19 protein-coding genes and 1 pseudogene are annotated in these 18,158 nt (G+C 61.2%); 10 read left to right on the top strand and 10 right to left on the bottom strand.

The window, feature by feature from the left end; all coding sequences use genetic code 11:
* Nucleotides 1-2 precede the first annotated feature (2 nt).
* Genes BMX29_RS11975 through lnt form a run of 7 tightly spaced genes read left to right on the top strand, consistent with a single transcriptional unit; the run spans nt 3 to nt 5,782 of the window.
* Nucleotides 3-473 carry a copper chaperone PCu(A)C gene (locus BMX29_RS11975; protein WP_008327335.1) on the top strand — a complete coding sequence of 157 codons (471 nt, stop codon included), beginning with the start codon at nt 3-5 and terminating at the stop codon, nt 471-473.
* Nucleotides 473-1,099, top strand: a complete 627-nt coding sequence (locus BMX29_RS11970) for an SCO family protein (RefSeq protein WP_007803468.1) — start codon at nt 473-475, stop codon at nt 1,097-1,099. Before BMX29_RS11975 ends, BMX29_RS11970 begins: the two co-directional genes overlap by 1 nt.
* Entirely contained in the window at nt 1,096-2,469 is a 1,374-nt protein-coding gene (locus BMX29_RS11965; protein ID WP_092813104.1) for a M23 family metallopeptidase, read from the top strand. Before BMX29_RS11970 ends, BMX29_RS11965 begins: the two co-directional genes overlap by 4 nt.
* 3 nt (nt 2,470-2,472) lie before the next feature.
* Complete coding sequence (locus BMX29_RS11960) at nt 2,473-2,931, top strand: DUF411 domain-containing protein (RefSeq protein WP_007803465.1); 459 nt, start codon at nt 2,473-2,475, stop codon at nt 2,929-2,931.
* 22 nt (nt 2,932-2,953) lie between these two features.
* On the top strand, nt 2,954-3,736 hold the full coding sequence (locus BMX29_RS11955; RefSeq protein ID WP_054540603.1) for a ZIP family metal transporter: 783 nt from the start codon (nt 2,954-2,956) through the stop codon (nt 3,734-3,736).
* 4 nt (nt 3,737-3,740) lie between these two features.
* Nucleotides 3,741-4,214: a signal peptidase II gene (lspA, locus tag BMX29_RS11950; protein WP_007803461.1), complete on the top strand. Its 474-nt coding sequence runs from the start codon at nt 3,741-3,743 to the stop codon at nt 4,212-4,214.
* Complete coding sequence (gene lnt, locus BMX29_RS11945) at nt 4,211-5,782, top strand: apolipoprotein N-acyltransferase (protein ID WP_092813101.1); 1,572 nt, start codon at nt 4,211-4,213, stop codon at nt 5,780-5,782. The genes lspA and lnt overlap by 4 nt, the downstream gene beginning before the upstream one ends.
* A 261-nt stretch (nt 5,783-6,043) precedes the next feature.
* On the opposite strand, the gene mntR is transcribed toward lnt, so the two are convergent.
* Nucleotides 6,044-6,502, bottom strand: coding sequence for a manganese-binding transcriptional regulator MntR (gene mntR, locus BMX29_RS11935; RefSeq protein WP_008327326.1), 459 nt, complete (start codon nt 6,500-6,502; stop codon nt 6,044-6,046).
* A 109-nt stretch (nt 6,503-6,611) separates the two neighbouring features.
* On the opposite strand from mntR, the gene BMX29_RS11930 reads away from it, so the two are divergent.
* Complete coding sequence (locus BMX29_RS11930; protein ID WP_224888552.1) at nt 6,612-6,875, top strand: hypothetical protein; 264 nt, start codon at nt 6,612-6,614, stop codon at nt 6,873-6,875.
* Here BMX29_RS11930 and BMX29_RS11925 read toward each other — a convergent pair.
* Entirely contained in the window at nt 6,869-9,223 is a 2,355-nt protein-coding gene (locus tag BMX29_RS11925; protein WP_207287124.1) for a heavy metal translocating P-type ATPase, read from the bottom strand. The genes BMX29_RS11930 and BMX29_RS11925 overlap by 7 nt on opposite strands.
* Before the next feature lie 177 nt (nt 9,224-9,400).
* On the opposite strand from BMX29_RS11925, the gene BMX29_RS11920 reads away from it, so the two are divergent.
* On the top strand, nt 9,401-9,688 hold the full coding sequence (locus BMX29_RS11920) for a hypothetical protein (protein ID WP_425314277.1): 288 nt from the start codon (nt 9,401-9,403) through the stop codon (nt 9,686-9,688).
* Between the two features lie 47 nt (nt 9,689-9,735).
* Here the strand turns inward: BMX29_RS11920 and BMX29_RS11915 are convergent, their stop codons facing one another.
* The 3 genes and pseudogenes from BMX29_RS11915 to BMX29_RS18835 all read right to left on the bottom strand — a co-directional run.
* A complete protein-coding gene (locus tag BMX29_RS11915) occupies nt 9,736-10,401 on the bottom strand; it encodes a L,D-transpeptidase (RefSeq protein WP_007803448.1) in 666 nt (221 codons plus the stop codon).
* A 193-nt stretch (nt 10,402-10,594) separates the two neighbouring features.
* Complete coding sequence (locus BMX29_RS11910) at nt 10,595-11,317, bottom strand: cytochrome c biogenesis CcdA family protein (RefSeq protein WP_092813098.1); 723 nt, start codon at nt 11,315-11,317, stop codon at nt 10,595-10,597.
* Nucleotides 11,305-11,424 (bottom strand): annotated as a pseudogene (locus tag BMX29_RS18835) (IS5/IS1182 family transposase); the annotation flags it as partial. The pseudogene BMX29_RS18835 and the gene BMX29_RS11910, both read right to left, overlap by 13 nt.
* Nucleotides 11,425-11,518: 94 nt before the next feature.
* Between BMX29_RS18835 and BMX29_RS11905 the strand changes: the two are divergent.
* A complete protein-coding gene (locus tag BMX29_RS11905; RefSeq protein WP_092813095.1) occupies nt 11,519-12,163 on the top strand; it encodes a hypothetical protein in 645 nt (214 codons plus the stop codon).
* Between the two features lie 7 nt (nt 12,164-12,170).
* On the opposite strand, the gene BMX29_RS11900 is transcribed toward BMX29_RS11905, so the two are convergent.
* From BMX29_RS11900 to BMX29_RS11880, 5 genes are all read right to left on the bottom strand, one after another.
* Nucleotides 12,171-13,502 (bottom strand): APC family permease, encoded by a 1,332-nt coding sequence (locus tag BMX29_RS11900; RefSeq protein WP_092813092.1) that lies wholly within the window; start codon nt 13,500-13,502, stop codon nt 12,171-12,173.
* Between the two features lie 48 nt (nt 13,503-13,550).
* Complete coding sequence (locus BMX29_RS11895) at nt 13,551-15,896, bottom strand: copper-transporting P-type ATPase (protein WP_175471183.1); 2,346 nt, start codon at nt 15,894-15,896, stop codon at nt 13,551-13,553.
* A gap of 78 nt (nt 15,897-15,974) precedes the next feature.
* The gene (gene lgt, locus BMX29_RS11890; protein WP_027238585.1) at nt 15,975-16,895 is read right to left on the bottom strand and encodes a prolipoprotein diacylglyceryl transferase; all 921 of its coding nucleotides are present in this window, start codon (nt 16,893-16,895) and stop codon (nt 15,975-15,977) included.
* Nucleotides 16,896-17,000: 105 nt separating this feature from the next.
* Nucleotides 17,001-17,387 carry a DUF302 domain-containing protein gene (locus BMX29_RS11885; protein ID WP_007803435.1) on the bottom strand — a complete coding sequence of 129 codons (387 nt, stop codon included), beginning with the start codon at nt 17,385-17,387 and terminating at the stop codon, nt 17,001-17,003.
* A 140-nt stretch (nt 17,388-17,527) separates the two neighbouring features.
* Nucleotides 17,528-18,136 (bottom strand): EF-hand domain-containing protein, encoded by a 609-nt coding sequence (locus BMX29_RS11880; RefSeq protein WP_244889225.1) that lies wholly within the window; start codon nt 18,134-18,136, stop codon nt 17,528-17,530.
* Between the last annotated feature and the right edge of the window lie 22 nt (nt 18,137-18,158).

Raw genomic sequence — 18,158 nt, 5'->3', positions numbered from 1 at the left:
GAGTGGTGAAGAAGTTGAGATATACCAATGCATTGGCCGTGCTTTTGACGGTTGCAGGGCTGTCGGCCCCCGCACTGGCCGGTTCGGAGGATGTCGTGGTCGAGAATGCGTGGTCCCGCGCCTCGATCGGCGTCAACAGGCCAGGTGCCGCCTATATGACCGTGCGCAACACGGGTGAAGACGCCGTTACGCTGACCGGACTTGCGACACCGCTGGCAATGATGCCCGAGATCCATGAGTCGAAAACCAACTCCGATGGCGTCAGTTCCATGGCGCCTGCAGGCGAGATCACGATTGAGCCCGGCCAAAGCGTGGCATTGGAGCCGGGCGGGTTGCACGCCATGCTCATGAAGCTGCAAGAGCCGATGACCGAAGGCGAGAATTTCCCGCTGACACTGACCTTCTCGGATGGCGGCAAGGTGACGGTCGAGGTCCCAATCCTCGGAATCGCCGCGCGTGGACCGGAGGGCTGATGCAACGTCGGCAGCTCCTTCTATACGGCGCAGCCGGTGCCGGCGTTCTTGGCCTGACGCTCTTCGTGGGCTGGTGGCGGGTGGACGGGCCCGGTGCGCCTGAACCAAAAGGGCAGCGGCCCCTGCCCCTATCGGCGATGGAGTTCCGGCTGACCGACCACGAGGAAAATGAGGTAGGGCCTGGCAACCTGATCGGTCGTCCCACAATGGTGTTTTTCGGGTTCACCTACTGCCCGGACGTCTGCCCGACGACCCTATCGGATATTTCCGGCTGGCTTGAGGAACTGGGCGACGAAGCATCAGAGATGAACGTGGTCTTCATCACGGTCGACCCGGAGCGGGACACGGTCGAGGCCATGGCCGAATATGTCGGCTATTTTCATCCGGTCATTCGTGGCTGGACGGGGCCGGAAGACCAAATTGCCCGCGCTGCAGAAGGGTTTCGTGCCTCATTTGAGCGCGTCCCGACTGAGGGCGGCGGCTATACGATGAACCATACGGCAAGCGTATTCCTGTTCGATGCCGAGGGTGAGCTCGTCACCATGATCGACTATCACGAGCAAAGAGAATTCGCGGTGCCGAAGATCCAGCGCGCACTGACAGAAGACGTAGAGGGGGCAACATGAAGATAAGAACTGTCTTGGCGGCCGTTGCGGTCGCAGGCGCATTTTCGGTGACCGCCATCGCCATCTCTGGCGTTCTGTCCAAAGAACCGGTGCCCCCTGCGATTGCTGAAGCGACCCTCTGGACTCCCAATCCGCTTGCGCCGCCTCGGATTACCGAAACCAATTCGGTCCGCCCTACACTCGCCCAGGCGGATATCGCATTCGAGTTCAGACCCCGGCCGCTCCTGACCGTTTCCCCCGCTGATACCTCCTTGCCATCTATCGAGCCCCCGCTGGTCACCTGGTCGCGGGAGATTGCGTCGGGCGAGACGCTTGATGCGGTCCTTTCCGATGCGGGGCTGGATGCTTCGGATCGCGCCGAAATCGCCTTGGCGATTGGCACGGAATACGATCTGCGCCGTCTGCGTCCGGGTCACATCATTACGATGGTTTCCACAACGGACGACAACCCGCGTCGTGTAGAGCTCGCCGTCGAAGACGGTGTCCGGATAGAGGCGGTCTTCGGCGAACAGCTTGCCGCCCGCGTGTTGGACCCGGATCCCGAATTGGTGACTTTCGCCGGCGAGGCGGTGATCGAGAGCTCGATTTTCGCCGCCCTGAACACGGCAGACATCCCCGCCCGTTTTGCGGTGGACCTGGCGCAGATGCTGGGCGGCACCGTGGATTTCCGTCGTGATCTTGCGGGTGGCGAGACGATGCGCCTCCTTTGGCGCGAGGCCCGAGACGGGAACAAGAGGATTGGTCAGCCCGAGCTTGCCTTTGCCGCACTGGATATCGATGGCTCGGTCTATGAAATCGTCTGGCCGAACGACGGCAGCGGCCAAGCGACGATCTATGTCGACGGAGAAGTCCTGCGCGTGTTTGCGCAACCGGTCGAAGGTGCACGGCTGAGTTCTGTGTTCGGGCGCCGCACCCATCCGGTCTACGGCAATGTACGGATGCACACAGGAGTCGACTTCGCGGCGGCGCGCGGCACGCCGGTACAGGCGACGGCGCCGGGCCGCGTTAGCTTCATCGGCCGACGCGGTGGGTATGGCCGGGTCGTCGAGATCGCTCATGGCTCCGACACCCTGACGCGCTATGCGCATCTGAGCGCCGTACCGGACGGGCTCACACAAGGGCAACGCGTGATGGCCGGAGATATGATCGGGCGGGTCGGTGCGACGGGTACCGCGACAGGCCCCAACCTACATTACGAAGTGCTGGTGGACGGTCGCCCAACCGACCCTCTCTCTGACGACCGATTGGCAGAGGCGGCCGAGCGTGAAGCGGACGACACGGCCGCGCTTGAGCGACTGCGTGAGGCGCGTTCACTTCTTGCTGAGAGGCTCGCCAGCGAATTTGCACAGACGACAACCGAAAGGCTTTGATCCATGAAACGATTTACTCCCGCCCTTGCCATCGCATTTGCCTTGCTTCCTGCGGCGCAGGCCGTCGCAGAGGCGATTCAGATCGACGTCCGGAAGACAAACGGCTGCGGCTGTTGCCTGTCCTGGATGAAGCACCTCGAGGAGAATGGCTTCGCGCCGATGGGCGAGGACATGTTCGGAGGATCTCTTGTGCGCTTCAAACTCGACAATGGCGTGCCGCAGCGCATGGTCTCCTGCCATACGGCTTTGGTCGACGGCTATGTGATCGAGGGCCACGTGCCGGCGGCTGACATCCAACGCCTGCTGGAGGACCGGCCAGACGCGGTAGGCCTGGCGGTGCCGGGAATGCCCTACGGGTCGCCCGGCATGGGACCGGAGGACGACCGGGAGGCTTACGATGTCTTCCTGATCCACGAAGACGGATCGACCGAGGTCTACACCAGCTACTCGGCTCCTGACTGAACTCGCGGCAGAACCTTAACAATTGGAACCCCTCTCCCCCATAGCGCTTGGCTTTCTTGGAAGCCTGGCCGCCGGATCGCTGACCGCGGTCGGGGCGGTCCCCGTTCTTTTTGGGCGCATCCCGTCCCGGGCCACGCGCGATCTGCTGCTTGGCTTCGCGGCGGGTGTCATGCTCGCGGCTTCGTTCTTCTCGCTGATCATCCCGGCTCTCGACGCAGCTGAAGGACAGTTCGACAACGGTGCTCTCCCGGCGGCCATCGTATGTGTTGCGATCCTGCTTGGCATGGGCGCGGTCGCTCTGATGAACGAACGGCTACCGCATGAACATTTCAAGACGGGGCGGGAAGGTCCCGACGCCGCATCGCTGCGGCGCGTCTGGCTTTTCATCATCGCGATCACTATCCACAATTTTCCCGAAGGGCTTGCCGTCGGCGTCGGGTTCGGGGCTGACGGTTTGTCGGGCGGGTTGCCACTTGCGATCGGTATTGGATTACAGAATGCCCCCGAAGGTCTGGCGGTGGCGGTTTCGTTGCTCGGCGAGGGCTATTCCAGGCTTCGCGCCTGGGGCATCGCCGCTCTGACCGGTCTCGTCGAGCCCGTCGGTGGACTTCTCGGCGCAGGGATTATCAGTCTTTCGCAACCGCTGCTGCCCTGGGGTCTCGCCTTCGCAGCAGGTGCGATGCTCTACGTCATCAGCCACGAGATCATTCCGGAAACCCACCGATCCGGCCATCAGAACAGGGCGACGCTCGGCCTCGCCGTTGGTCTTGTGATCATGTTGTTCCTCGACGTCTGGCTGGGATAAGCTGATGAGAACTTGCCTCTTCGTCGGTCTGCTTGCTGCGCTGATCGCCTTTCTTGTCGATCAGGCAACGAAGGCAATCGTTGTGTCCAATGCGACTGTTCTTAGTTCCGGCGTATCGGTCTTTCCCGGCTTCAATCTCATCTACCTGCGCAATGACGGAGTGACCTTCGGGCTTCTCGGCGGCGCGCCGTGGTGGAGCCTTGTCTTACTGGCGCTTGGCATCTGCGTCTGGCTGGCGTTCATGCTGGTCCGTACCAGCAGCCGGGTCGAGGCCATTGCCTATGGTGCGATCATCGGCGGTGCACTCGGCAATATTCTGGACCGCCTGCGCTATCGTGCGGTGACGGATTTCCTCGATTTCTACATCGGGACGGCGCACTGGCCTGCCTTCAACATGGCCGATGTTTTTGTGGTTGGCGGCGTGATGCTGCTGCTCATTGCGCCGTGGGTTGGCGCTCGACTTCAGACCGATTCATGAAGCCGGGATTGCCGCAGTTCGTTAGTGAGGACCTGAACCTGTTCCAGCGCATGGGTCTTGCCCTTGCTGCCGGCGGATTGACGGTTTTGACTCTTCCGCCGTTTTCTTGGCTCATCGCGGTCCCTGTCGCCTTCTCCGTGCTCTTTATCGTTCTCCGGAACATCTCAACCTCGCGCGCTTTACTTGTCGGTTGGGCTTTCGGACTGGGCCAATTCGGGATTGGAATTTCCTGGATCGCCGAGAGCTTTTACGTCGATGCCGAACGTTTCGGCGCACTGGCGATTCCGGCGGTCGCGGGTCTGTCCGCCGGACTTGCCATCTTCCCGGGCATGGCGGCGATGCTTTTTGCCGCCATCATGCAGCGCCGAGCTGTCGGCGGCATTGCGGCGGGCCTGCTGTTTGCAACCTGCTGGGTGGCCACGGAATGGCTGCGGGGTCATGTCCTGACAGGGTTTCCCTGGAACCTTGCCGCTTATGCCCTTGTCGACTATGCCGCCCTGCGCCAACCCGCCGCCTGGGTCGGAAGCTACGGTTTGGGCTTTCTCACGGTCTTCATCGGCATATTGCCAGGTGTGTTGACTGTGGCGGCGCCAAAGAGACGCGCGCCTGTTCTCGTGCTCTTCGCCGTTGCTGTGGCGGGTTTCTGGGTTGGCGGTGCGCTTCGGTCAGGGCAGGACGTGCCGCCGACAGACGTTGCTTTGCGCATCGTCCAAGGCAATGTGCCACAAGTCGAGAAGTGGGTACCGGGCAGCCGCCAGCGAACCTTGGAAAAATACCTGGGCTTGTCCGCGCAACCCGGACGTTTCGATTTGCTGCTTTGGCCGGAAACGGCCTTCCCCGGCTTTCTGGACGAAGATTCTGCGGCACGCGCGCGGATATCTGCAGCTTTGCCAGACGGCAGGATCCTACTGACAGGTGCGCCTGACCGAGTGGAGGGCGATGGGGGAACCAGATATTTCAACACGGTTCAGGCCTATGACGGCAGCGGGGAGGTTCTGACGGGGTATGCAAAACATCATCTTGTTCCGTTCGGGGAATATGTGCCCCTGAAAGGCTGGCTGCCCATCGAGCGGCTGACCGAAGGGTTGGGCGATTTCACGCCGGGACCAGGGCCGCGCACGCTGGCGATCCCTGGCGCGCCTCTGGTCGCGGTGGCGATCTGTTACGAGATCATCTTTCCGGGCCACGTGGTCGATGACCTTTTCCGCCCCGACTGGATATTCAACGCCACAAATGATGCCTGGTTCGGAACCAGCATCGGACCCGAGCAGCACCTCGCCTCCGCGCGGATGCGCGCGGTCGAGGAGGGACTTCCCGTGGTCCGGGCGGCCAACACTGGGATATCCGCGATCATCGACGCCAATGGAAATGTCGTCGCGCGTCTTGATACCGGGGAAACAGGCACCATTGATGCCGGCCTGCCGGGCGCGCGTACTCCAACGCCCTATGCGCGGTTCGGCGACTGGACCTTGTTGGTTCTTGTTTTTGGGTGCTGGGTCTTCGGCTGGCTGGCCAGTTTGCTCGGACGAGATCCCGATGCGCGGCATTTTGGAACGGAGGTATCCTGATGCTTGTGATCGTGAGCGCTATCGGAGGCGCGATCTGGGGTGGCTATCTGGCACGACGGAGGAGGGGGAATCACCTGGATATCCTCCAATATGCGGTAGCGTCTGCGATCGCCTTCGGACTTGTCGCCCTGTTTGCAACCATCGTGCTGTCGCGGGTTCTCGGCTAGCGAGCTTCGAAATTGCGCAAACGTGTCAGCGGCTTGAAGACCTGATAGCTCGAGGTCCCGATAGAGAATCGCGCGAATGTGCATCTAGGCGAGCTCATTTCTGATTGAGCCGTCGCTCGAACGCCTCCAATGTCGTCCCGCTGACGTGATGCTCGATCCCTTCCGCATCGCGTTCCGCGGTCTCTTCGTCGATTCCCAGGCTCAGAAGAAAGGCGACGACGACCCTGTGGCGGCGTCGACAGATCTCCGCGAGGTCCTGCCCGGCATCGGTGAGGAATATCGCGCGGTATGGCTCCCGCCGGACCAGACCAGCAGCCTTGAGCCGCGAGATGTTCTTGGTCACGGTCGGCGGCTTCACGCCAAGCCGCTCGGCGATCTCGACCGGTCTGGCCTCCCCGCGCGTCTCGATCAGTTCCGCGATCAGTTCGACGTAATCCTCCGCCATCTCGCTTTCATGTGCCTGACGCACGGTCGCAAAGCCATCGGCCTGCGCCTCGGGAGCCCGGTCGACCGCTTCGAATGGCTCACGCCCTTGTGATTGTAGCTTTGTCATACTCGGGACTTTGCAGCGAAACAGCGGGATTGACAACTTGTTTGCTTCGGGTAGATAAGTTAGCCATGTCTAACTTTTTACTTTGGAGGCCGTGGTGATGCGAAATATTATGAGAGTGCTGCTCGCCACACTCGCAAGTGCGCTCCTCCTGTCCGGACCTGTCGCCGCGACGCCGGCCAAGGAGGCGCCTTGGCTTCCCGAGGCAGCGGCCTACCGTCTGACGCTCTTTCTTGGAAATCTCGAGCCTCTGCCCTGGGACGACATCGAGACCGCCTGGACGGAACCCTACCGGGGTTCGGAATTCTCTGTCGGGGCGCTGGCGTGGCTGGACCGCAAAAGCGATATCGAGCTACCGAAACCGCCGGATCAATGACCGTGCGCCAGTGCTCCTTTCGCCATCTGCTCGCCCACCGGTTCTCCGCCTGAAGGCCCGGCCTCAACCTGATGGCCGTTCAGGAGCCGAAGTGCGTTGGCGACCACCAGCAGAGACACGCCTACATCCGCAGCAATGGCGCCCCACATTGAGGCCATACCGAACGCGGTCAGCCCGACGAACAGCGCCTTGGTCGCCAGCGATATGCCGATATTCTGGTGGATGATCGTCATGGCACGGCGCGAATGGCCGATAAGCCAGGGTACCTTGCCGATGTCGTCGGTCATCAGCGCGATGTCGGCCGTCTCGATCGCGGCATCCGATCCGACAGCGCCCATGGCGATGGCATAATGCGCCCGCGCCATGGCCGGTGCGTCATTCACACCGTCGCCGATCATCGCCACCATGTCGTGGCTTTCGACGAGTTCCTCAATGGCCGTCACCTTGTCTTCTGGCAAAAGTTCGGCGCGCACCTCGTCGATGCCGACTTCGGCTGCCACCGCGCGCGCGGTGCGTTCGTTGTCGCCCGTCAACATCACGATGGTCTTCACACCCTGCGCATGCAGACGCGCAACGATCCCCTTTGCATCTGGGCGGATGCGGTCGCGAAGCTCCAGTACGCCGGTCACGCCGGTCTCGTCACCCACGGCAACGAGGGTGCTCCCTGCCCCTTCGATCCGATCCCGCAGATCCGCCGGAATGGCATTGCCGAACCCCTTCTCTTCGGCGAAGCGATCCGAGCCGAGCCAGATAGCGCGCCCGTCGGCGCGTCCTTCCAGACCGCGCCCGGGCACGGTACGGGTGTCCTCTGCGGCAGACACGGAAACACCATCGGCTTCGGCGCGCGAGAGGATGGCGCGTGCCAGCGGGTGTGAAGACCGCGCCTCCAGGCTTGCTGCCAGCGCCATGAGATCGCGTGCGGAAACGCCGACCAGTGGGTGAACCGCCGCCACCTCAGGCTCGCCCATGGTGATCGTCCCGGTCTTGTCCATCGCCAGTGCCGTGGTCCGCCCCGGCGCCTCGACATAGGCGCCGCCCTTGATGAGCACCCCCGCCCGTGCCGACGCGGTCAGCGCTGCCACGATGGAGACCGGCGTAGAAATGACCAGCGCGCAAGGACATGCGATGACCAGAAGGACCAGAGCATTGTAGAACCAGTAGTCCCAGGCGCCGCCGAGCAGCAGTGGCGGCACCAGCGCGATGGCGATCGCCAAAGCCATCACGATGGGTGTGTAGATGCGCGCGAACTTGGCCACCCACTGTTCGACCGGCGCGCGGCGGGCATGGGCATCGCCCACCATGCGAATGATTTTCGCGAGCACCGTGTCCGAGGCGGCCTTCGTCGCCCGCACCGTCAGTGTGCCCTCGCCGTTGATCGTGCCGGCATAGACCTCGTCGCCTGGTTCCTTGGGCACTAGCGCGCTTTCCCCAGTAATTGGGGCCTGATCGACGGCCCCTGCCCCGTCCACGACCTCACCGTCGAGGGGGATCCGGTCGCCGCCGCGCACGATAAACCTTGCATTGACTGCCACGGCCGCGGCCGGAACGTCGGATTCAGATCCGTCGTCGTAAAGAACCCGCGCCGTTGGCGGCGCCAGATCGAGGAGCGCGGAAACCGCATTACGCGCCCGCCCCACGCTCCAGCTCTCAAGATAAAGCGAAAGCGAGAAGAAGAAGGCGACCGTCGCGGCCTCAAAAAACTCGCCGAGGCCGATGGCGCCCGCGACGGCCACCACCATGAGCAGGTTCATGTCGGGGCTAAGCCTCCGCGCCGAAGACCAGGCCTTGGGCGCGACAAGCCAGACGCCAAAAAGAATCGCGACGGCGAAGATCCCTGCTTCCACCATAGGCATAGGCACCTCGCCATGGCCCGCAAAGAGCCCGAGCGCGCCGCCCATGCCGGTCTCGACAATGTGAAAAAGGAATCCCGCCGCCCAGAAGCCGCCGCTCAACGAGGTAAAGCGCTTCTGACGTGCCAGATGCGCCGCCTGGTCCTCTGCTGCGTTGTCGGCATCCCATGGCTTGGCGCTCATGCCGGTCGTTGCGACCAACTGCGTGACTTCGTCGTCTGGTATCCTCTCGGCGCTATCGAGGATGGTCATTCGCCCGTTGATCACGTCGAATGCCAGGTGTTCGGTTCCGCCCACTTTCGGCCCGACAACCCGGTTCAGGATCGCCACCTCTTCGGCGCAATCGAGCCCGGAGACCTGAAAGCTCCTTCCGCCAGACGGCGCTGGCGCCGTGGACGCGACGTCCTTGCTGGCGTCGCAACAGGAGTTGCCTCTTGGGTCAGAATGCTCTTGATCACCCGGATGGCCGTGATCGTTGCGGTTGCCGTCGGAAGACATGGATTGACCTCAGGATTCATTGATTCCACATTGACATAGCCCCTACAGTAACTAGAGCTTCAAGGGCAACAAGTGGATATTCGTCCAGCAAGAAAGGCGCCCTGCGGAGGCTTGAAGCTAGCCGCCCCCTTGAAACGACGCGGTTGGAGCAACGCTTGCCGGTACGAAGCGATCAGAATGAGTGAGGTAGACATGCAGAAACGAAACGCGCCGATTATCGCAGCGACATTGGTGCTTGCTGGCTGCGCGGTGCCAACGCTGGACGACGGCGGCGCTCGCAACGAAGTGGGAAGTGTTCCCGAGGCCGTCATTGCCCTTGCTGCGCCTGGTCAGGATCTCACCACGGCGCGGCTTCGTCCCGAGGATGGCTGTTATTGGTATGAACACAGCGGTCCGGTGGAAAACACCTTGGTTCCGCTACGCTCGACAGGTGGCAACCCCATCTGCACTTCGCGCCAGTCCTGATCAGCCCATAGATGCGTCAAGCCCACGCGTAACACATGATGCGCCAGTCAACTTCTCGGGGTGACGCTGTCTTCCGCCGAGTACAGGAATGCCGTCGAGCCAATCTCGACGTTGGGATAGAGATCATTGATGTGTGCCATGACCATTCGGACGCAGCCGGAACTCGCACGGCCGCCAATGCTTCTTGGATACGGTGTCCCGTGAATCCTTAGATAGGTGTCTCGGTCGCCGACGAAGAGATAGAGGGCTCGCGATCCGAGCGCGTTTTCAGGTCCGGGTTCCATACCGTCAGCGATATCGGCGTAGAGCTCTGGGTCGCGGTCGATCATGTTTTGTGTCGGCTGCCAATGCGGCCACCTGACCTTGCGCTTGATCGTATAGGTGCCCGGTTCGTAAAGTTTACCGCGCGCGATCGCCACGCCATAGCGCATCGCCGTGCCGCCTTCTTCGATGTGGTAGAGATAGCGCGCAACAGCATCGACATGGATATCACCGGGTACAAGTCCGTCCTTCGCGAGGACCCGCTGTGGCAGGAAGCGAGGGTGAAGGCCCCAAGGGTTGGACGTGGCCGGGTCGTAGCCGGGAGGTGTAACCTGTGCGTCCCAAGCTGCCTTCTGCGCATCGGTAGGCCACGTGTCTGCAAGGAGCGGGCTGGATATCGATGCCGAAAACAGCGCGGTGGTCGTCTGGATGAAATGTCGTCTTGTCAGCATATAGATTGCTCCGTTCACGCATTGGACGGCAAACCGAACCTTACCCCGAACGCAGTGTTGTTCGCCCGGGAAGGAGTGAGGCGTTATTGGCAACTTGCTCCATGGTGCCGTTCTTTGTCGGTGGCTTAACTCCTAAAGCTACTAGAGGTTCAAGAAAATTTTCTGTTATCAATAGACGCTGCTACTAATGGAGCTATCCGATCCGTCCCAGAACCGGAAATACGTCGAGCATCCAGTATGACAGCGCGCTCAACTGCCCTGTCATCATCGCCAGCCCCATCAAGATCATCACTATGCCCGCAAGCTGGTGGAGGCGGCGGCCAACCCGGCCGATGGCCCGCAACCGTCCCGCGATCTGGTCGGTGGATCCGGCCACGATCAGAAACGGTATTCCAAGGCCGGCGGAATAGACGGCAAGCAGCATGATACCTTCGCCCATCGTGGCACTCGCCGCACTGGCTGTCAGGATCGCGCCGAGGATCGGGCCGATGCACGGAGTCCAGCCGAAACCGAAGGCAAGACCGAGGACATAGGACGCAGCGGGTTGGCCCCCGGGGATGTTGAGATTGAATCGGAAGTCGCGTTCCATGACCGAAACACGCGCGGCTCCTATCATGAAGAGCCCGAAGAAAATGATGATGCCGCCCCCAACGAGGTTGAGTTCATACCGCCACCGAAGCAGGGCCTGACCCATTGCAGTCGCGGATGCGCCAAGCCCCATGAAGATGGTGGAGAAGCCGAGGACAAAACACAGGCTCAGCCAGACCGCGCGCGACGGCGAAGCGCCGACCACCCCGCCCTCAGCGGCTGTGCGCCCGGTTACGTAGGAGACATAACCTGGCACAAGAGGTAGCACGCAGGGGGACAGAAATGATATCGTGCCGGCTAGGAGGGCGGCGGTGAGGGCGCGCGCCAAGTGATGTCTTCGTCGACCCAGATCAGCAGGGACCCCCGCTTGCGCAGCGATGCGTTGTAGCTGGACCAGTTGGTCGTACGATAGCGGGCGGGAGATGGGTTGCTCATGGAATGCCCGCAACCGGCTTGTCGCTTCCGTCCGCTTGGGAGGGATCGATAACGTATCATCGACCTAGTGGTGCCCACATGGCAGGCTATTTCAATGGATAGATTTTTCTCTATCAGTATGCCCGCGGCCCAGTTTGTTAGAAATGTCCTGCTGTTCAGCTTCGCTGCATTACTGCCGGTCCTGTTGTTCTACGTCTTACTGGCTCCGGGCTTTGCTCCGGCTCTTGCTGCCGGCGGACCGGCACTCATGCGCTTTCTAAGGCAGGTTGCGACCAACGGTTTGCCCGTGGTTTTTGCCGTCAACTATGTCAGTTTTTTCCTTTTCGCTATGACAAAGCAACCAAAGGCGGGCTCAAGAGACACGGCGTTTTTCGTGCTGGTCGATGTGTTGCTCAGAGCCCTTCTCTTTCCAGGTCTACACGCGCTTATATACGTTCTATCTGCCGACTGGTTCGGGTCATTCGGCGGCAATCGTTCAACCGCCTTGGCGGTTGTGTCCCCGACTCTTGCGCGCTCAGCGTTTTTCGAGAACATCTCCGGCGTTTACCTCTATGCGACCATGATAAGCGCGTTGCCGCTCTACGTTTCGGCTCTCGGGCGGTCGGAATTTCTTGGACCGATTGTTCGTCGCTTGCCCATGAACACAAGCGTGATGCTGCTTGCCCTGGCTGCGTTTGCCTTGTCGGTCGGGCTGATCACGATCGGCGCACAAGGCATCGCATCTCTTCAGGCCAGGTGATGGCAGGCTAATCACCGTGGGCGTGGGCGGGGGCGACTTGCGGTGCCACCCATTGCGACAAGTAAACGCGCTGGAAGGCGAACACAGCGATCATCCCAGCAGCCGCGTAGAGAACAATCATCGGGTCGCTTTGAAGCTTCATCACGGTGAAAGCTGCCAGTACAACTACATCGAGCGCCAGGGCAGTCAAAAGCACGATACCTGAGGCGCCGACGTCTGCTCGACGATAGTGGAACACGCCCCAATGTATGATCATGTCCATGACAAGGTAGAAGAAAGCACCGAGGGATGCGATCCGGCCAAGATCGAAAAGCACGGCCAACGTCGCGGCGATGACAACGGTATAGACCAGCGTGTGGCGTTGGATAGGGCCGGACATACCGAAATGGCTGTGCGGGATCATTTCCATGTCGGTCAGCATCGCCAGCATACGCGACACCGCGAAGACGCTGGCCAGAACGCCCGATGCGGTTGCGACAGCGGCTAGGATCACCGTCAATATGAAGCCGGTTTGTCCAAGGGCGGGCTGCGCCGCTTGTGCAAGAGAATAGTCACGCGCTGAGATGATCTCCTCGATCGTCAGACTCGAACCAACCCCGAAGGCGACCAACAGGTAGGCGACGACGCAGATCCCGATCGAGAACATGATCGCTCGGCCAACGTTGCGGTTTGGTTCGGTGATCTCGGCCCCGCTGTTGGTGATCGTCGTGAACCCTTTGAAGGCGAGGATAGCCAGCGCCGTGGATGCTATGAAACCCGTGATGCCATAGGATTGAGGCGTCTCGGAAGCCGCAGCGAACGCAAAACCACTAGACCACAAAGCAGCGATGCCGAACAGAGCTATGCCACCGATCTTGATTGCTGCCATAATCAATGAAAACAGCCCGACCGAGCGGTTTCCGGCCATGTTCACCAGAAAGGCGAAAACGATTACGGCCACGGCCAGAGCGGGGACCAATGGGCCACCTTCGATATCGAAAGGGCGCAAGACATAGGTGGCGAAGGTCCGGGCGACGAGGCTTTCCGCGATCACCATGCTGAGCGCCATCAGCAGTGCGGCCCCGCCCGCGATGGCTCCGGGGCCATAGCATTTCTGCAGGATCATGGCGATGCCACCCGAGGACGGCCATTTGTTCGACATCCTGATGTAGCTGTAGGCGCTGAAGCTTGTGACGACCGCGCCGGCGATGAATGCAAGCGGGAAAAGCGGGCCGGCGAGCTGCGCGATTTGCCCCGTCAACGCAAAGATTCCAGCGCCGATCATCACGCCTGTCCCCATCGCAACGGCTCCGCCCAGACTGATGGAATTTTCGCGGTACGTTTCTTTTTCGCTCTGCATAAATGGCCCCCTTTTAATTTTGGTTCGTCCGAACGCTGTTGCGCGCTTCTAGATACGAACGCCGCGAAGGCGCAGCGAATTGAGCACCACCGAGATTGACGACGCGCTCATGGCGAAGGCAGCAAACATCGGACTGATGAGGATGCCAAAGAAGGGAAACAGAACTCCCGCCGCGACCGGCACGCCGGAGGCGTTGTAGATCAGCGCGAAGAACAGGTTCTGGCGGATGTTGCGCATCGTGGCCCGGGCGAGCCGCCGCGCACGCACGATACCATCAAGGTTGCCCTTGACCAGCGTGACGCCCGCGCTTTCGATGGCCACATCGGCGCCGGTGCCCATGGCGATGCCGACATCGGCCTGCGCGAGCGCGGGGGCGTCGTTGACGCCATCCCCGGCCATGGCGACCTTGTGGCCCGCCTCTTGCAACTCAAGGATGATCCGCGCCTTGTCCTCCGGCAGCACGTCGGCCCGGATCTCATCGATTCCGAGCCGCGTGCCGATGGCCTTGGCCGTGCGTTCGTTGTCGCCGGTCGCCATGATGACGCGGAACCCCAGTTCATGCAGATCCTCGATGGCTTCTGGCGTGGTCTCCTTCACTGGGTCGGCGACAGCAACTAGACCGGCGATCTCGCCATCCAGCACAACGAACATGACCGTCTCGCCTTCGTCGCGGCGGGCATTGGCCTTGGCGGTCAACGCGCCCGCCTCGAGCCCCAATTCGCGGATCATCGCCAAATTGCCGAGCGCGACCGCTTTGCCGTCAACGACCCCCTTGACGCCCTTGCCAGTGACCGCCTCGAAGTCCCGTGCCTCGTCCATTTTGACATCTCGCTCCTCCGCACCCCTGACGATCGCTTCGGCCAAGGGGTGCTCCGATCCGCGCTCAAGCGATGCGGCGAGACGCAAGACCTCGGCTTCGTCGTGGCCGGGTTGCGGGAGTACGTCGACAAGCCGCGGCTTGCCTTCGGTCAACGTGCCGGTCTTGTCGACGATCAGGGTATCGACTTTCTCGAACCGCTCCAGCGCCTCGGCGTTCTTGATCAGCACCCCTGCCTGAGCGCCCCGTCCTGTCGCTGTCATGATCGACATCGGTGTCGCCAGGCCAAGCGCACAAGGACAGGCGATGATCAGAACCGCCACCGCCGAAATCAATGCGTAGGAAAGCGCAGGCGCGGGCCCCCAGATCGCCCAGGCGATGAAGGACAGGACCGCGATACCGATGACGGCCGGAACGAAATATCCCGCCACCTTGTCGGCGTATTTCTGGATCGGGGCGCGCGAGCGCTGCGCGTTCGACACCATCTCGACAATTTGAGCCAGCATCGTGTCGGACCCGACACGCGTCGCCTCCATCACCAGACTGCCGGTGCCATTGATCGTCGCGCCGGTCAGCGGGTCGCCCTCGGTCTTCTCGACCGGCACGGGTTCACCGGAGATCATGCTTTCGTCGACCGAGGACCGGCCGTCCAGAACCACGCCATCGACCGGCACCTTGTGACCGGGCCGCACGCGCAGCCGGTCCCCGACTTGCACGTCCTCCAGCGGGATTTCCTCCTCGGATCCGTCGTCCCGGATGACCCGCGCGGTCTTTGCCGCCATGTCGAGAAGCGCGCGGATCGCCTTGCCGGTCCCCTCGCGGGCGCGTAGTTCCATCACCTGGCCGAGCAGCACCAGCGTCACGATCACCGCCGCCGCCTCGAAATAGACGCCGACATGGCCTTCGGAGTCTCGGAACCCATCAGGGAATATGTCCGGTGCGAGAACGGCAACGACGCTGAAGAGCCAGGCGGCAAGAACGCCCATGCCGATCAGGGAGAACATGTTGAGGTTCAATGTGCGGAACGAAATCCATCCGCGTTCCAGAAACGGCCAGCCGCACCACAAGACCACTGGCGTTGCCAGGATCAATTCGATCCATTGTGTGGTGCTTTCGCCAAAAAAAGTCCGGACTGCGGGGAAACCGACGAATGGCCCCATCGTGAGGACAAGGAGCGGGATCGTCAGGACTGTGCCGACCCAGAACCGCCGTGTGAAATCCACCAGTTCGGGATTTGGACCTTCATCGCCCGGCACACCGGATTCCAGTTCCAATCCCATACCACAGATCGGACACGCGCCCGGATCAGGCTGCCGCACCTGAGGGTGCATCGGGCAGGTGAAAATGGGACCATCATGTCCTGTAGGAACCAGATCATATCGGCCATCGGCCGGCGTGGCACCCGCGTGGTGTTCTTGATGATCATGTGCTGAATGGACCTCGAGCTCCGATTCCGGCACGAGGTGCATCCCGCATTTCGGACATTTGCCGGGCTCAAACTGCCGCACCTCAGGGTGCATGGGGCAAACGAATACCGAGGAAGCTGCTGTGGTTTCAGAACTGTCGGGGGTGCTCATTTTGCGGTCCTTTCCGAGAATGCTTCTCTTGCTTGGGGCTTCCATCCACAGGAGGGTCAAGAGAGATCAGTACGGCGATTACATTGCGGCTCTGCGGGGTGGCGCTGTCCGGCCCCGTTCCCGCCGGGCGAACACGATCAACGCCAGCCCGACCAGCACCATTGGCATGGAGAGCAACTGGCCCATGGTCAAACCCCACTCACCAAAGTGGAGCGCATGGCCAATTGGGTTATCTTCCGTCACGAACTGCTGGTCCGGTTGCCGGAACATCTCGACGAAATTTCGGGCAAGACCATAGCCGGTCAGAAACACGCCAGCCAAGGCACCGGGCATTTTCAGCCAGCCCCGGCCCCAAGCGAGATAAATGAGCAGTATTCCAAGAATGAGCCCCTCCAATACCGCCTCGTACAGCTGGGACGGGTGTCGGGCGCAGAGGCCGCTAACCCCTGGGCAGGCCTGCGCGACTTCGCCGGGAAAGATCACCGCCCAGGGAACGTCCGTTGGACGCCCCCACAACTCATTGTTGGTGAAGTTCGCCAGCCTTCCAAGAAACAAGCCTGGTGGTGTTGCCAAAGCCAGCAAGTCGCCAGTGCTGAGCAATGACGCGTTCTGTCTAAGGCAGAACAGCAAGGCCGCGATGACAACTCCCGCGAACCCCCCGTGGAAAGACATGCCGCCTTGCCAGACCATCAGAATTTCCAAGGGATTGGCGAGATAATATGCGGGCTGGTAGAACAGTACAAAGCCCAGGCGACCACCAGCAATCACGCCGATGATGATCCACGTCAGAAGATCTTCGATCTGCGTTCGGTCAAGCGGCGGTCCAGCTGACGTCCAGAGCGCGGGACGGCTTATGGCACTCGAACAAATGCGCCAGCCAATCAGGATACCGAAGATATAGGCTAGCGCGTACCAGCGGAGTGCGAATGTGACCCCCCCGATGTCGAAGGAGAAGAGGTCGGTTCCAATATCCGGAAATGGCAATCCCGCTGGCAGCACTGGTTGAGTTCCTCATCAGGAATTTACGTGGGGATTAGATGGCATTGATCGAGCACCGCTAAAGGCGCTCGATCTGCGACAGGGCATCCAACGCCCATCCCGCCATCACGCGGTGTCGAGGGCGTCCCGAAGGAGATCGCGGACTTCGCCGGCGACCGCGTCCAGGTCTTGGTTCTGCACCGCCTGCATCGAAGCGACAGGATCGACCGCGCTGACCTCGGTGTCGCCGTCCAGTTGCCGCAGGATAACATTGCAGGGAAGCATCGCACCGATGCGAGGCTCTATCTCGATGGCTTTGTGCGCCATGCCCGGATTACAGGCCCCCAAGATGCGGTAAGGCGGCATGTCCGCATCAAGTTTCTTTTTCATCGTCGCTTTGACGTCAATCTCAGTCAGAACGCCGAAGCCCTTGTCTGCCAAAGCATCCCGAACACGCATCTCTGCGTCATCGATTTTGGTGTCTTTCAGGACGCGATCATAGGTATAGGCCATGGGAATTTTCCTTTCCGTGTCTCTATTTGTTGGCATACCGAGGCTAAACGGTTCAGGTCGCGGTTCGGTTCAATGTCCCGACCGCGAATGGTTTTGGGGTTGTGAGGACGGGTGCCGGAAAAAAACCGGCACCCATTGGCTCAGTTGTCCTGCATCATGGAGCCGTTGCCCATGCCCTGACCGTTGCCAGGCCGCGCAGGCGCATCTGCCATATTCGACCGCATCATCTGCATCCGCTCCATCCTATCGGCAGGAGCGGCCATCTCTTCCGGCGTCACCGCGCCGTCGCCATCGGCATCGAGGTGTTGGAAGCGATCCACCATCATTTCGCGGATCATCGCGCTGTGGAGAGCTTCAAATTCAGTAATCGAGAGGCTTCCATCCCCGTCGCTGTCAAACTCGGAAAGCTTGGCCTCCAGCAGCGTGCGCATTTCTTCCGGCGTCGTTGTGCCGTCTCCATCAGTGTCGAACATTTGCATCATGCCGCCAGCCATGCCTGGGCTCATCATACCACTGCCCATGCCTGCGCCCATCATGCCTGCGCCCATCATGTTTCCGTGCATGCGCTTCATCATGTCCATCATTCCGCCCATGTTCCCCATCATACCGGGACCACCGTTCTGCATCATGCCTGGTCCGCTCTGGGCGCCAAATTGTCCCCCACGCCCGTGGTTGGCGTCCGCGAATGCGGCACCGCCAAGGGCGGTTGCAGCCAGGGTCATTGCAGCGAGTAAAGTGTTGCGTTTCATTTCGATCACCTCGTGTCAGTGT

This window comes from Roseivivax marinus, from assembly GCF_900109705.1.
Classification (GTDB): Bacteria; Pseudomonadota; Alphaproteobacteria; order Rhodobacterales; family Rhodobacteraceae; genus Roseivivax; species Roseivivax marinus.
This window is presented reverse-complemented; position numbering and strand designations above follow the sequence as displayed.